The organism is Arthrobacter sp. 3Tela_A, from assembly GCF_049311025.1.
In the GTDB taxonomy this organism is placed as follows: Bacteria; Actinomycetota; Actinomycetes; order Actinomycetales; family Micrococcaceae; genus Arthrobacter_B.
In genome coordinates this window covers 1-14,093 of sequence record NZ_JAXIOM010000043.1, presented here as the reverse complement: position 1 = coordinate 14,093, position 14,093 = coordinate 1, and the positions used below count along the sequence as shown (strand labels likewise).

The 14,093-nt window shown below is 67.0% G+C and carries 10 protein-coding genes; 5 read left to right on the top strand and 5 right to left on the bottom strand.

Annotated elements, in window-relative coordinates:
- Positions 1–119: 119 nt before the first annotated feature.
- Entirely contained in the window at positions 120–929 is an 810-nt protein-coding gene (locus TVC13_RS12725) for a 3'-5' exonuclease (RefSeq protein ID WP_422401559.1), read from the bottom strand.
- Between the two features lie 70 nt (positions 930–999).
- On the opposite strand from TVC13_RS12725, the gene TVC13_RS12720 reads away from it, so the two are divergent.
- The 3 genes from TVC13_RS12720 to TVC13_RS12710 are packed head-to-tail and all read left to right on the top strand — an operon-like array spanning position 1,000 to position 8,098.
- Positions 1,000–1,416 carry an MGMT family protein gene (locus TVC13_RS12720; RefSeq protein ID WP_422401558.1) on the top strand — a complete coding sequence of 139 codons (417 nt, stop codon included), beginning with the start codon at positions 1,000–1,002 and terminating at the stop codon, positions 1,414–1,416.
- The gene (locus tag TVC13_RS12715) at positions 1,413–4,646 is read left to right on the top strand and encodes an ATP-dependent helicase (protein ID WP_422401557.1); all 3,234 of its coding nucleotides are present in this window, start codon (positions 1,413–1,415) and stop codon (positions 4,644–4,646) included. Before TVC13_RS12720 ends, TVC13_RS12715 begins: the two co-directional genes overlap by 4 nt.
- A complete protein-coding gene (locus tag TVC13_RS12710; RefSeq protein ID WP_422401556.1) occupies positions 4,643–8,098 on the top strand; it encodes an ATP-dependent helicase in 3,456 nt (1,151 codons plus the stop codon). The genes TVC13_RS12715 and TVC13_RS12710 overlap by 4 nt, the downstream gene beginning before the upstream one ends.
- Positions 8,099–8,204: 106 nt before the next feature.
- On the opposite strand, the gene TVC13_RS12705 is transcribed toward TVC13_RS12710, so the two are convergent.
- The 4 genes from TVC13_RS12705 to TVC13_RS12690 form a co-directional block, all read right to left on the bottom strand.
- Positions 8,205–8,900, bottom strand: a complete 696-nt coding sequence (locus TVC13_RS12705; protein WP_422401555.1) for a hypothetical protein — start codon at positions 8,898–8,900, stop codon at positions 8,205–8,207.
- Entirely contained in the window at positions 8,897–9,826 is a 930-nt protein-coding gene (locus TVC13_RS12700; RefSeq protein ID WP_422401554.1) for an ABC transporter ATP-binding protein, read from the bottom strand. Before TVC13_RS12700 ends, TVC13_RS12705 begins: the two co-directional genes overlap by 4 nt.
- Positions 9,823–10,203, bottom strand: a complete 381-nt coding sequence (locus TVC13_RS12695) for a GntR family transcriptional regulator (RefSeq protein WP_422401553.1) — start codon at positions 10,201–10,203, stop codon at positions 9,823–9,825. Before TVC13_RS12695 ends, TVC13_RS12700 begins: the two co-directional genes overlap by 4 nt.
- Positions 10,204–10,369: 166 nt before the next feature.
- Positions 10,370–11,734, bottom strand: a complete 1,365-nt coding sequence (locus TVC13_RS12690) for a macrolide 2'-phosphotransferase (RefSeq protein WP_422401552.1) — start codon at positions 11,732–11,734, stop codon at positions 10,370–10,372.
- Positions 11,735–11,886: 152 nt separating this feature from the next.
- On the opposite strand from TVC13_RS12690, the gene nudC reads away from it, so the two are divergent.
- Complete coding sequence (gene nudC, locus TVC13_RS12685; protein WP_422401551.1) at positions 11,887–12,843, top strand: NAD(+) diphosphatase; 957 nt, start codon at positions 11,887–11,889, stop codon at positions 12,841–12,843.
- Positions 12,840–14,093, top strand: a 1,254-nt coding sequence (locus tag TVC13_RS12680; RefSeq protein ID WP_422401550.1) for an ATP-dependent helicase, incomplete at its 3' end; no start/stop codon positions are given. The genes nudC and TVC13_RS12680, both read left to right, overlap by 4 nt.

The window sequence follows — 14,093 nt, the reverse complement described above, 5'->3', positions numbered from 1 at the left end:
GGGGCGCTCAGGGGCGCCCGGGCGCCATCAGCGCCTGACACTGTCGTGAATATGTCAATGCTACGCGGGCGGGGCCCACAGCCCGAAATCCGTCCCCCGGATCCGGAGGTGCCGCCGAACTAGCGCGGGGTGAGTTCGAGCACCAGCTGGCCGTCCGCTTCCTCTGCCAGGACTGGAACAGCGGCAGCCGGCACCGATTCGGGCTGCACCGCTGAGGATACGAGCAGAACGGGAGCCTCCAACGGTGCGGGTTTCAGCGGCCAGGTGCCGTCGATGACTGCACCGGGATCACGGCGGCGGAGATACGCCTGGAAACTCGCTGCCTGTTCCGCGGCCCACTGCACCTGCAGGGCGTGCAGGGTGCCGGCATCCTGCGCCATCACAGGGAAGGCGCGTGCGACGGCGGCGCCCACGGCAAGAGTGGCCATGACGTCCGCTGCGGAGGTGTGGGCATTCTCGAAGGCCACCGAATAGTGTTCGGCCATGGCGGTCAGGGTGCGCTTTCCGCGCCGGAAACGGTCCGCCTGCTTGTCCATGATGTAGGGGTCGATCACCGGGAACGGCACCGGGGCCGTGCAGCCGTACCGCTCCGCTTCGCGGGCCAGGACGGTGAAGTCATAGGAGGCGTTGAAAGCCAGGACCGGGATTCCGGCAGCGAACGTCTCCGCCAGCACTGCGCTGATCTGCCGGACGGCCTCGGCGGCACGAATCCCTTCGCTGCGGGCCTTCTCGGTGCTGACGCCGTGGATGGCGGCTGCCTCGGCCGGAATCTCGACTCCGGGGTCCACCAGCCACTCGTGGTGGGACAGGACGTTCCCGGACCCGTCCACCAGGATGATTGAGGCGGTTACGATGCGCGCCAGCTGCGGATCCCGTCCCGTGGTTTCCAGGTCGAAGGATGCTCGGGGGAGTTCGTGCCAGCTCAACATGTAATCAAACCTACCGGCGGGCACTGACATTACCCGGAATCAGCACGCCGGGCGTCGCTAAGCTGGAAGCATGCGGGAGGACTATTCGGAGGCGGTGCTGGCTGTCGCAGCGCTCATTCCACCGGGCCGGGTGCTGGCCTACGGAGACATCGCCGAACTCCTGGGCGCGGGCGGCCCCCGCCAGGTCGGATCGGTGCTGGCCCGCTCCGGGGATTCAGTTCCGTGGTGGCGGGTGATCCGCTCATCCGGCCAGCCGCCGGCGTGCCACGGTCACCGCGCCTGGACACACTACTGCCAGGAAGGAACGCCGCTGAAAGGGCAGATTGAACCGGATGGATCGGGCTACCGCGTGAGTATCCGCGAAGCGCGCTGGCAACCGGAGGAGGCGGACTGGACCGTGCTGGATGCCCTGCGGCACCAGCTCGGCGACGCCGGCATGCGGCCGAATCCGGCAATGTCACCGGGGCATGGTGAAGTGGAGGTATGAGCATCAACCTGCGGCTCGTTCCGCCCGCGGCAGCCGGCCTGCCCGCACCGCGCCTGAGCGCGGACCAGCGTTCCGCCGTCGAGCGTCCCGCCGGAAGCGGACCGCTGCTGGTCCTGGGCGCGCCCGGCACCGGCAAGTCAACTGTCCTGGTTGAAACCGCAGTTCAGCGCATTGAGCACGGTGGCCTGGACCCGGCCGGCGTGCTTCTGCTGGCGCCCTCCCGCCTGGCGGCGGCAGCGCTGCGCGACGCGCTCTCCGCCCGGCTTGAACGCACCATCAGCGCCGCACCGGCACGGACCTGGGCCTCCTACGCCTTTGACGTGATCCGCCGGGCCAAAGCGGAAGGGCTGCTGCCGCACGTGACCCGCGCACCGAAGCTGCTCTCCGGCGCCGAGCAGGACGTGATCATCAAGGAACTGCTGGCCGGCCATGGGCAGAACGGCGTGCCGCAGCTGCCCTGGCCGGAATCCCTTTCCCTGGCACTGGGGACCCGCGGGTTCCGGCAGGAGATCCGCCAGCTGTTTGACCGCGTGATTGAACTGGGCCTGGCACCGGCGGACCTGGAAGACCTCGGACGCCGGTACGCCAGACAGGACTGGGTGGCCGCTGCGGCACTGTACGGCGAGTACCGGGACATTCTGGACCTTCGGATGCCCGAAGCCTTTGATCCGGCCGGGATCATCACCACGGCAACGGACATCCTCCTCTCCGAACCGGATTTCCTGGCTGCGGAACACAACCGGCTGCAGCTGGTCCTCGTCGACGACCTGCAGGAAGCCAACGGGGCCATCTACCGGTTGCTGGGCGTACTCGCCAGGGACCGGGACGCGGTGGTCACCGCCAGCCCGGACACGGTTGTCCAGGGATTCCGCGGCGCCCGGCCCGAACTTCTCGGCACTCTTAAGGAAGAGCTCGGCGCGGACCTCCAAACCGCAGTGCTCAGCACCCAGCACCGGATGGCCGGGCCCGCCGCCGCTGCCTGGCACCGGGCCGCGTCCCGTATCTCCGTGGTGCCGGGTCTTGCACAGGCACGTACGGCAGCCGGACGGGCAGAGACCGGCCCAGCGGAGAACGAGGTTCCCGCGTCAGCAACGGCGCACGTAGTGGACTCACCCATGCACGAACAGCGCTACGTGGCCCAGCGCATCCTTGAGGAGCAGCTGCTGCACGGCCGCCGCCTGGAAGACATCGCCGTGATCGTCCGCACCGGCGGCCAGCTTGCCCGCATTCAGCGCTACCTCATCAGCCAGGGCATCGAGGTGCGGGTACCTGTAGCGGAGAAGGCAGTCCGCGACGAAGCGGCTGTGCGGCCCCTGCTGGATGCCTTCGCCGTGGTACTTGATCCTGACCTCCTTACCCCTGAACTGGCTGTTTCGCTGCTGACCTCGCGGATCGGCGGAGCTGGATCCCTGGACCTGCGCCGGCTGCGGCAGGCCCTGCGCCGCGAAGAACTCCGTGCCGGAGGAGGGCGCAGCTCCGATGCCCTGCTGGTGGAAGCCCTGGTGGACCCGCTTTCCGACTCCGGGCTGGCACTGGCCGGATTGGGCTGGGAAGCCGGTGCCGCGAAACGGCTGGCCGCCATGCTGCGTGCGGGGCGGCAGGCCGCAGAGCAGCCGGGCGCCAGCGCCGAGACCGTGCTGTGGGCCCTGTGGTCTACCTCCGGGTGGTCCAAGAAGTGGGCCGAAGCCGCCCTCTCCGGGGGATCCACCGGGCTCCGGGCTGACCGGGACCTGGACGCGATCATGGCCCTGTTCCAAACGGCTGAACGCTATGTGGACCAGCTGCCCGGCTCCACGCCGGAACAGTTCCTGGACTACCTGACCAGCTCCGAGCTGCCCATGGATACGCTGGCGGCGCGGGCACAGCAGCGCGACGCCGTCGAACTCCTCACACCGGCCAGTGCCGCCGGCAGGGAATGGCCGGTGGTGATCGTCGCAGGCATCCAGGAAGGCGTCTGGCCCAACCTCCGGCTGCGCGGCGAGCTGCTCGGCAGCGGTGACCTGGTGGCCGCCGTCGAGTTCCCGGATAGGGACTACCGCAGCTCCCGCAGCCCGCAGACGCTGATGCAGGCCACGAGGTATGACGAGCTGCGCAGCTTCTCCACCGCACTCTCCCGCGCCCGGGACGTGCTGATCTGCACGGCAGTGTCATCGGAAGACGAGCAGCCGTCCCAGTTCCTGGACCTGGTGGATCCGCTTCCCGATGGTGTGGCAGTGCGGCCCCGCACTGAGGTGCTGCGGCCGCTGACGCTGCGCTCCCTGGTGGCGGAACTGCGGGCCCACGCCCAGCAGGCGGAGATCCACCCCGAGGATGCCCGGGAAGCCGCGCAGCACCTGGGCCGTATGCTCCGGCACCCGGTCCCGGTGCCCGGCGCGCATCCGGGCCAGTGGTGGGGCCTGCTGCCGCTCTCAAGCACCGGACCGGTGCTGCCGCCGGACGCTCCCATCCCGGTCTCGCCCTCGAAGGTCGACGCCGTGACGAAGTCACCCCTGAGCTGGTTCGTTTCAGCGGTTGGCGGGGAACAGGCCACCGATTTTGCCCGTTCCCTGGGAACGCTGGTGCACGCGATTGCCCAGGAGATGCCCGATGCGACGGGCACGGAGTACACACAGGAACTGCGGCGCCGCTGGCCGTCACTGGGAATGAAGGACTCCTGGGAAGGCAAAATGGACCTCAAGCGGGCTGAGGCCATGGTGGGGAAACTGGCCGAGTACGTGATCGAGATGCGCCGGGGCGGGCGGAACCTGGTCGCCGTCGAAAAGGATTTCGAAGCCTCGATCCCGGTGGAAGTCCGCGGCGCCGTCCGGACAGCCCTGCTGCGCGGACAGATCGACCGGCTGGAACAGGACGCCGCCGGACGGGCCTACATTGTGGACCTCAAGACCGGAAAGTCTGCTCCCAAAAAAGCCGACCTGGAAGGACACCCGCAGCTGGCCGCCTATCAGGAAGCCGTCCGCCAAGGGGCGCTGGAGGATGTTCCCGCTGTGCCCGGGGGAGCGGCCCTGGTGCAGCTGGGCACAACGTCCAAGGGGGTCTCCGTTCAGGAACAGCCTCCGCTGGGTCCCGAAGATAAGAGCGCCCTGGCCATGATCGAGGAAGCCGCCGCCCTGATGTCCGATAACACGTTCGACACCGTCCACGACCCGGCCCGCAGCGGGTATGGAGGCCACGGCTGCCGCCTGCCGGAGATCTGCCCGCTGTGCACCGAAGGAAAGCAGGTCACCGAATGACGCTGGACGTAAGCGGCAGTGTGGAGGCAGGCGCCCCCTTCGTGCCGCAGTACTCCGCGCGGACGCTGGCTGAAATGCTGCATGACGGCCCGCCGGACGAGGTGCAGTACCCCACGGCGGCCCAGCAGGAGATTATCGAGGGGCCGCTGGAGCCGCTGCTGGTGGTGGCAGGCGCCGGGTCCGGCAAGACCAAGACCATGGCAGACCGCGTGGTCTGGCTGGTCGCGAACAAGCTCGTGGCACCCGAGCAGATCCTGGGCGTTACCTTCACCCGCAAGGCTGCCGGTGAGCTGGCCAGCCGGATCCGCGGCCGGCTGCGGCTGCTGGAACGGACATTGGGGGAGGAAACCAAAGACGCCCAGCTTGAGGCAGCGGTATCCACTTACCACTCCTATGCCAACGGCATCGTGAACGATTACGGCCTGCGGATCGGCGTCGAACGGGATTCAGTGATGCTGGGCGGCGCCCAGTCCTGGCAGCTGGCCAACGAGGTGGTGGAGGCCTACACCGGGGACTACGAACACTTCACCGCCGCCAAGTCCACACTGGTGAATTCCGTGCTGCAGATGGCCTCGGAATGCGCCGAACACCTGCTGACCCCCGCGCAGGTGCGTGCCGAAATCCAGAGCCACCTGGACCAGGTACTGGCCCTGCCATACCAGGCGGGCAAGACCAAGGCAGCAACCAAGGGCGTCCGGGACCTGGTGTCCAAACTCCAGACACGCATCTCCGTGACCGAACTCGTGGAGGCCTACCAGCGGGCCAAGGCCGAACGCAGGCAGCTGGACTTCGGGGACCTGGTGGCTCTCGCTGCCCGGATTGCCAAAGAGATCCCCGAGGCCGGGGAGATGGAACGCGCCAAGTACAAGGTGGTGCTGCTGGACGAGTTCCAGGACACCTCCCACGCTCAGATGGTGCTGTTCTCGACACTCTTCGGCGACGGCACCCCCGTCACTGCCGTGGGCGATCCGCATCAGTCCATCTACGGATTCCGCGGAGCCTCAGCCGGACAGCTGGGGACCTTCCGCGAGCACTTCCCGCGGCTGCTGCCCGAAGGCGGCCGGACACCTGCCGGGGTAGCCAACCTGTCCGTGGCCTGGCGGAACTCCACCTCCATCCTGGCTGCCGCCAACGCGGTCTCAGGCCCCCTGAACAAACCGGCACCCTGGCCCGGAGCCAGAACACCCCTGGACGTCCCCGAACTGCAGGCCAAGCCGAAACCCCCGGTGGGGGACGTGTACCTGGGCCGGTACCTCAGCGAAAAAACAGTGACCCTCCCGGACGGAACGGTAAGCGTGGGAGAAGCCGAAGCGCTTGCCGCCCAGATCGCGAACGTCCGCGCCCACTGGTTCCGGCATCCGAGCCATGAAACGGACAGCCGGGGCAACACCCTGCCGCCGACGGTGGCAGTGCTGTGCCGCGGAAAAAAACAGTTCGACCCTATCCGCCGGGCACTGGAAGACCTGGGCATCCCCGTGCAGATCGTAGGCCTGGGCGGCCTGCTTTCAACCCCGGAGATCGTCGACCTGCTCGCCGTGCTGCGTGTCCTGAGCGACCCCGGACGTTCCGACTCGATGCTCCGTATCCTCGCCGGAGCCCGCTGGCGCATTGGACCGGCAGACCTGATGGCGCTGGCAGACTGGTCCCGGCACCTCGTCCGGGTGCGTGAACGCGCGATGAACGTCCGCGAGATCGCCGACGTGCACGGACCCGATGAAGGCGGTGCAGCCGTCGTCGAAACCGACCTTGCGGAGGCCGGCAGCCTGGTCGAAGCGGTGGATTACCTGCCCAAGCCGGGCTGGACCTCCAGCGCCGGCCGCTCGCTCACAGCCGAAGGACTCGCACGCCTGGGAATGCTGCGGGATGAACTGCGCGAACTGCGCGCCTATGTGGGGGAAGACCTCACGACGCTCATCGGCGAAGTGGAGCGGCGGATCCTGCTGGACATCGAGGTTGCCGCCAAACCCGGGATCAGCATCCACGAATCCAGGCGGAACCTCGACGCGTTTATCGATGCCGCGGCGACCTTCAGCGCTTCGGCAGACCGTGTGGACCTTGCCGCGTTCCTGGCCTGGCTGGAGGTAGCGGACGAAGAAGAGAACGGACTTCCCGTTACTGCGCTGGAAACCTCGCGGGAAGCGGTCCAGCTGCTGACTGTGCACGCCTCCAAGGGCCTGGAATGGGATGTGGTTGCCGTGCCCGGTCTTTCCGAAGGCCAGTTCCCGAATGACAAGGACTCGCGCTGGAGCAGCGGCAATGCCGCTGTTCCCTGGAACCTGCGCGGTGACGGTCCGGACCTGCCCCAGTGGGACTGGGAACAGTCGGACCAGAAGTCCTGGCTGGACGCAGAGAAACTCTTTGCGGACGACGCCCGTGCCCATGCCGAGCGTGAAGAGAGGCGACTCGCCTACGTGGCGTTCACCCGTGCCAAGGACATTCTCTTCTGCACCTCAAGTGCCTGGGGCGGCGGGCGGAGCAAACCCACCGAGGCCTCGCGCTATCAGCTTGAACTATACGAACTGGGCAAGGCCGGGGCCCCCGGATTCCATCTGCTCTCCTGGCTCGAACCGGAAGACCAGGGGGATGAAAACCCTGCCAACGCAGTCGCGGAGCGGGCCAGCTGGCCCAAGGACCCGCTGCCGGCCCAGAGGCGGACAGCAATGGAAGCAGCGGCCGCTGCGGTCCTGGCTGCAGCGGCGGCTCCTGCACAGACGGAGCTTGACCGGGAAGGCGCCGCTGCTGGCGGACAGGCCGGCCCTGAGGATACCGGTGTCTTTGAACCCCGGCGCTGGGGTAGGGACGTTGAACTTGTCCTGGCCCGGCACCGTGCTCCGGATGAGGTCATGGAGGTGGAGCTGCCTGCCCACATTTCGGCCTCAATGCTGGTTGACCTGCAGGACGATCCGGAAGCCGTGACCCGGCAGCTGCGCCGTCCGGTTCCGCGCGAGCCGGGCATGGCGGCACGGAAGGGAACCGCATTCCACGCCTGGATCGAGGAGTACTTCGGCCGCAGCGGCATGCTCGACATCGACGAGTATCCGGGTGCTGCAGATGCGTACGTTGACGAGGCCTACCAGCTTGAAGACATGGTTGCGACCTTCGAGGCCTCGGAGTGGGCGTCCAGGACGCCGGCCTACATCGAAGTGCCCGTTGAAACCCGCGTGGACTCCGTGGTGGTCCGTGGACGGATCGACGCCGTTTTCCAGGACGATGACGGTGGCTGGGACCTGATCGACTGGAAGACGGGCGCTCCGCCTTCCCAGGACAAGCTGGCGGTCCGCTCCGTGCAGCTGGCGGTCTACCGGCTTGCCTGGTCCCGGTTGAAGGGAGTTCCGCTGGAGAAGGTGCGGGCGGCGTTCTACTACGTGGCAGCGGATAAGGTGATCCGTCCCCACAATCTGCTGGGGGAGGCCGAGTTGGAACGGATCATCGTCGGCTCGGCAGGTCAGTAGAGGCCTCAACACGCGGCAGTGCCGCTGTCCGGATGGACGGCGGCACTGCTTGTTGTGTGCTGCAGCGGTACTTCTCCTGCCGCGGGTCTGTCCTGGGCTGCGGCGACTAGGGAGTGGCGCGCCTTAGTGTGCCGTAGGATCCCGCTGCCAGGACCACTCCGCCGAGCAGCAGCCAGCCGGAGAGGGAGAGCGGGGTCAGCTGCATGAACCAGGCACCGACTGAGGCCCAGGAGTCCGTGAAGGAAGCCGCGGCCACTGCCCCCAGGATGATGAGGCCGAACCCGACCAGGGCTGCTACCAGTCCTGCCGTGCGCCACCGCCGGTAGACGGTGGCGAACCAGAAGCCAAACATAAACAGCAGGATGGTCAGGGCGAAATACAGCAGGATCTGAACCCACCAGGCGGCTTCCGCGATCCACGGAATCGCGAAGATGTTTCCGTCCACGCCCCACCCGTTGGTGGCCTGCTCCACCAGACCGAGGAGCCAGTACAGCACCCCCAGGCCAAGAGCCAGCGCGGAGAAAAGGCCCAGGGTGCCTACGTAGAAGGACCTGCGGCTGACGCTCATGGCCTGGGAAAACGGGAAGGTCAGGCTGAGCGACTGCACTCCGGCCGCCAGGAAGTACCACATCACGGCCTGGCCGGAGAATGCCATCCGGGTTCCCTCTCCCGAATCAGCAGGGATCATAGCGAGGATCGCGATCGCAATGAGCGTGGAGGAGACCAGGATGATGCCGGGGATTCCCAGGTAGAGCCATTTGTTCAGCATCTGCATACGCGCGACGGCGAGGGGACGGTTCATCGCAGGACCTCCAGATCCTTCTCATTGTTTTCTGCGGCGGAGCCGTAGTGTTCGTTGGCTTTGAGTGTGCGGCGGATGATGAGCTGCTGCAGCGATACCGGGGCAAGTTCCAGGCCCAGTGCCCGGGCCCGGGCCCGGTCATCGTCAGACAGCGGGGTGTCCACAGTGACGGAGGCCAGCGCGCCGAGTCCCTCCCGGTGCAGCACGGGCCGCACGGCAACGAACTCCTCCACCGCAGAGGACTTGCCGGCAACCGCGAAGGCGGAGCCTGTGATCGCCTCCACCTCGTCATTCATCACGATGCGGCCGCGGTCAATGACGATGACGTGCTCCAACAGGTTGGCCACTTCATCGATCAGATGGGAGGAAAGGATGATCGTGCGCGGATGGTCTGCGAAATCGGTAAGCAGACGGTCGTAGAAGAGCTGCCGGGCAACGGCGTCGAGCCCCAGATACGGTTCGTCGAAAAATGTCAGCTCGGCCCGCGACGCCAGTCCGATGATCACACCCACAGCGGAGAGCTGTCCGCGGGAGAGCTTCTTGATCCGGTGCTTCTTGGGCCGGGGGAGCTGGAAGTCCTCAAGCAGGGTCTGGGCAAGCCCGGCGTCCCAGTTGGGGAAGAACATGGCCGCGGCGTCCAGGGCGTTCCGGACGGTGAAGTCGTCCGGGTATTTCTGGGATTCCCGGACGAAGCAGAGGCGGGAGAGGATGTGCTCGTTTTCGAACGGGTTACCGCCGAAGACCCGGACCTCGCCGGAGGAAGCGAACCCCTGGGCGGTCAGGATGGACATCAGGGTGGTTTTTCCGGCGCCGTTGCGGCCAAGAAGTCCGTAGATGCGGTTGGGTGCAATGTCCAGACTGACGTTGTCCAGTGCGGTTTGGTCCTTGTAGCGGCGCGTTAGTCCGCGGGTTTCTATGACGTTCATGGTGCCGGGGTCCCTTCGTGTTCAGCGGCACTGCGTTGGATAAGGGTGGTGAGTTCCTCCAAGCCGATCCCGAGCTTCCGGGCTTCCAGGTGGAGGGGCTGGACAAACTGGCGGTAAAACTGGTCCCGGCGCTTGGCCAGGACGGTTTCCCGGGCGCCGGGCGCAACGAACATTCCGATGCCGCGGCGCTTGTACAGGAGGCCTTCGTCGACCAGAAGGTTTACTCCCTTGGCAGCCGTGGCCGGGTTGATCCGGTAGAACGCGGCGAACTCGTTGGTTGAGGGCACCTGTCCCTCTTCCGGGAGCACCCCGTCGAGGATGTCCCCTTCGATCCGTTCGGCGATCTGCTGGAAGATCGGCTTGCTGTCATCGATCACTGGATCCCCCTTCAGCTTGACTGGTCCATCACTTGACTAACTAACCATGGAACCATGTGGTTGGTCAAGAGGCGGCGAAAACAACCCTGGGAACTGTCCCGTGACGTCAAAAGAGCCCGTCTGCATCAGCAGACGGGCTCTTTGGGTGCCGCAGGCGAGAAAGAGATCAGCGGGGTTTGGTGTCTTTCGTAACCGCGGCGGCGTCCGGGGCGGCAGCGGATCCGGACTCCGCGACGGGAAGCGGAATAGCCGACGTCGCCGGCTCGGCTTCCAGTATTCTGTCCGGGGCCTGTTCGGCCTGGTTCGGTTCCTTGTCCGGCGATGCACCGGACTGTGTCTCTCCGGTCTGTGTCTCACCCGTTTTCGATTCGCCGGCCTGTGTTGCGCCGGTCAGTGTCTCAGTGGCCTGCTGTTCGCCGCCTGCCGGCCCGGCTTCCGCCTCGGCGGCTGGTGCTGCTGCCGGTGAGGCGGCCGGGATCGGCATAACGCTTACCTTGCCTGCTCCTGTTTGCGCGGGGGTGCTGGTCCGTACGGTGCCGGTGCCCGTGGAAGGCGCCGGCGCATGCGCAGGCGAAACCGGGGGTTCAGGGGCTGCTGCGGCTTCGGCTGCGGCAGCTTCCTGCTCAAGGATGTCTGCTTCCAGTGTGGCCAGCATTTCTTCGGCTTCTTCGACCATCGACGGGTTCTCGGCGGCGAGCCCGCGCACCAGCCACTGGGCCAGTGCGAACTCGGCTGAGAGCGCTGCACGCCGAATCAGGTGCGGGTCGACGGCGTCGGGACGGGCAGCCACGTAGGCGCTGTGGACCGTGTCCGTGAACTCTGAGTTGTTCGCGGCGATCAGCCAGGCAAAGTCGTCCGCCGGGTCTCCAATACGCAGATCGGTCCAGCCGTTCACCGCGCTGATCCGTCCGCCGGAGATCAGCAGGTTGTCCTCGTGCAGGTCCCCGTGGACCACGGTGGGACTGAACCGCCAGAGGCCAACGTCTTCCAGCGCGTGTTCCCAGCGGCGCAGCAGAGTGGCGGGAATCTTCCCGGTGGTCGCGGCCTGGTCCAGTTCGTTGAGCTTGCGCTGCCGGAACTCGTTGGCAGTGTAGCTGGGCAGGTCTGCGTTGTTTACCAGTGACTGCGGCAATGCATGGATGGCTGCCATGGTGCGGCCGATGTCGGCGGCCAGGTCTTTGCCGGCGGCAGCGAGTTCGTCAATGTCCCGGGTGGACCCGGGCAGGTGCGAGTACACGAAGGTGCAGAGCTGGCCAATCCGGACAGTGCCGGCAACGTAGGGCAGGGCGAAGGGCAGCTCTGCCCTTACCGCGGGCACGAATGCGCGCAGAACCAGGAGCTCTGTCTCCAGCCGCATGCTGGCTTCCACATGCTTGGGGGAACGCACCCGCCACTGCTTGCCGGCGTCGTCCACCAGCAGGGCGGAGTCGAAGTCCGCCGCGTCGTCGGGCGAACCGGCCACGCCGGTAAGCGCCAGCGCCGGTACGGCGGCGCTGGCCAGGGCTGCCAATTCCATGGGTGTGCGTTTCACACCTTCAACCGTAGGTGCAGATGTGTCGGGAGTAACCCATAGGCACCGGCGAGTCGGAAGAGCGTGAGGAAAAACTCAGGGTTCAGAGCCCCGGCATCCACCGGCAGCGGACGGCTTTCTGATTGGGGTCCCGAAGTAAGTACGGTAGGGGTATGAGCAGTCCGTTACGCACGCCAGACTCCCCGCAGCTTGGACGACTTCCGCTTGCCCGCGGTGCGATTGACCGCGGCAGTGAGCGCAGGACCTCCGAAGAACTCTTCGAGACGGTCCGGGCCCTCGAGACCACACGCGTTATGTACTTCTCGAAGGGGAAAGCCCTTGTCCGGGAGGACACGCTGGTGCTGGATCCTGTGGGGCCGGACGGGTTCGGCGAGGAACCGGTGTACCTGGGCCGCACGCTGGAGGACGGCTCGGTGCCCGCCGGCGCGGACATCGTGATGGTGACCCTGCCCGAACCTGACCCCGGAATGGAGGACGACGGCGCCCGCTGGGCCGGGCTGCGCGACGTCGCGGTCACGCTTGGTTCGCTGGACGCGGGGCTGTTCGTTGAGGCGTGCGCCGTTGCCAACTGGCATGCCACGCACACACACTGCCCGCGCTGCGGTGCGCCCACGCGGATGGAACAGGGCGGCTGGGTCCGCCGCTGCACCGAAGACGGCAGCCAGCACTTTCCCCGCACGGATCCCGCCATCATTGTGGCCATAACCGATCCCTCAGACCGGATCCTGCTGGGCCGCGCGGCAGCATGGCCCGGAAACCGCTACTCAACGCTCGCCGGCTTCGTCGAACCGGGGGAGTCACTGGAAGCCGCGGTGATCCGCGAAGTCGCGGAGGAATCCGCCGTCGTGGTCCGGAACCCGCAGTATCTCGGCTCCCAGCCGTGGCCGTTCCCCTGCTCGCTGATGCTCGGTTTCTGCGCGGAGGCCGACGGCACCGAACCGCAGGCCGACGGCGTCGAAATGGCTGACGTGCGATGGTTTACGCGCAAGGAGCTCACCGACGCGGTCGCCGCCGGGGAGATCGGCATCCCCTCCTCCATCTCCATCGCCCGGAACCTGATTGACCGCTGGTACGGCGGACCCATTCCGGAACCGGAGGGCGGCCAGTGACCACCGATACCCTGGAAGCACGCATCCTCGCCGGGCTGGACGACGAGCAGCGGGAGGTCGCCACCACGCTGACCGGGCCGCTCTGCGTCCTTGCCGGGGCCGGCACCGGCAAGACCCGTGCCATCACGCACCGCATGGCCTATGGAGTCCACTCCGGTCTCTACAAGCCGCAGCAGGTTCTGGCCGTTACCTTCACCGCCCGTGCAGCCGCGGAAATGCGCACCCGTCTGCGGGACCTTGGAGCCGGGGGAGTGCAGGCCAAGACTTTCCATGCTGCCGCCCTGAAGCAGCTGCAGTACTTCTGGCCGCAGACCGTTGGCGGGCCCCTTCCCGGGCTGCTGGACCACAAGGCCCAGCTCATCGCCGAAGCCGCCCGCCGGCTGCGGCTCTCCACTGACCGCGCCGCGATCCGCGACGTGGCGGCGGAAATCGAATGGGCCAAGGTTTCGATGCTGACCCCGGACAGCTATGTCCGGGCCGCCGCCGGCCGTGACGCCCCGGCCGGATTCGACCTCACCACAGTGTCCCGCATCTTCCAGTCCTATGAGGACGTGAAGGTGGACCGCAACGTCATCGACTTCGAGGACGTCCTGCTGATCATCGTGGGCATCCTGCAGGAGGACGAGCGGGTGGCAGCAACCGTCCGCGCCCAGTACCGCCACTTTGTGGTTGACGAGTACCAGGACGTTTCCCCGCTCCAGCAGCGCCTGCTGGACCTGTGGCTGGGGGAGCGGGACGAGCTCTGCGTGGTGGGCGATGCCAGCCAGACCATTTACTCCTTCACGGGAGCCACCTCAAGGCACCTGCTGGAGTTCACCCACCGCTTCCCCGGTGCCGAGGTGGTGAAGCTGGTTCGTGACTACCGGTCCACCCCGCAGGTGGTTAACCTGGCCAACCGGATCCTGGCCGCCCGCACGGCCGAGGGAGAGCGCTCGCGGAACGCCCCGCCGTGGCCGGAACCGCTTGAACTCATCGCCCAGCGGCCCGCCGGCCCTGAGCCGGTCTTCACGGAGTGCTCCGACGACGAGGCAGAGGCCGCTCACGTTGCCGGAGCCATCCGCAAACTGCTTGACGACGGCGTCGAGGCCAGTCAGGTCGCCGTCCTGTTTCGTACCAACGGACAGTCGGAGGCCTACGAGCAGGCGCTGGCCAGTGCCGGAATCGGCTACCAGCTCCGCGGCCGCGCACCGGTGATTGCCCCCCCCGGCGGGCGGGACGCGCTGCAGCAGCAGCGGGCTGCCGCCCCCGCC

Excerpts from the sequence above, each read along its gene's own strand:
- TVC13_RS12725 (WP_422401559.1), bottom strand. The coding sequence starts at position 929 with ATGTTGAGCTGGCACGAACTCCCCCGAGCATCCTTCGACCTGGAAACC.
- TVC13_RS12720 (WP_422401558.1), top strand. The coding sequence starts at position 1,000 with ATGCGGGAGGACTATTCGGAGGCGGTGCTGGCTGTCGCAGCGCTCATT.
- TVC13_RS12715 (WP_422401557.1), top strand. The coding sequence starts at position 1,413 with ATGAGCATCAACCTGCGGCTCGTTCCGCCCGCGGCAGCCGGCCTGCCC.
- TVC13_RS12710 (WP_422401556.1), top strand. The coding sequence starts at position 4,643 with ATGACGCTGGACGTAAGCGGCAGTGTGGAGGCAGGCGCCCCCTTCGTG.
- TVC13_RS12705 (WP_422401555.1), bottom strand. The coding sequence starts at position 8,900 with ATGAACCGTCCCCTCGCCGTCGCGCGTATGCAGATGCTGAACAAATGG.
- TVC13_RS12700 (WP_422401554.1), bottom strand. The coding sequence starts at position 9,826 with ATGAACGTCATAGAAACCCGCGGACTAACGCGCCGCTACAAGGACCAA.
- nudC (WP_422401551.1), top strand. The coding sequence starts at position 11,887 with ATGAGCAGTCCGTTACGCACGCCAGACTCCCCGCAGCTTGGACGACTT.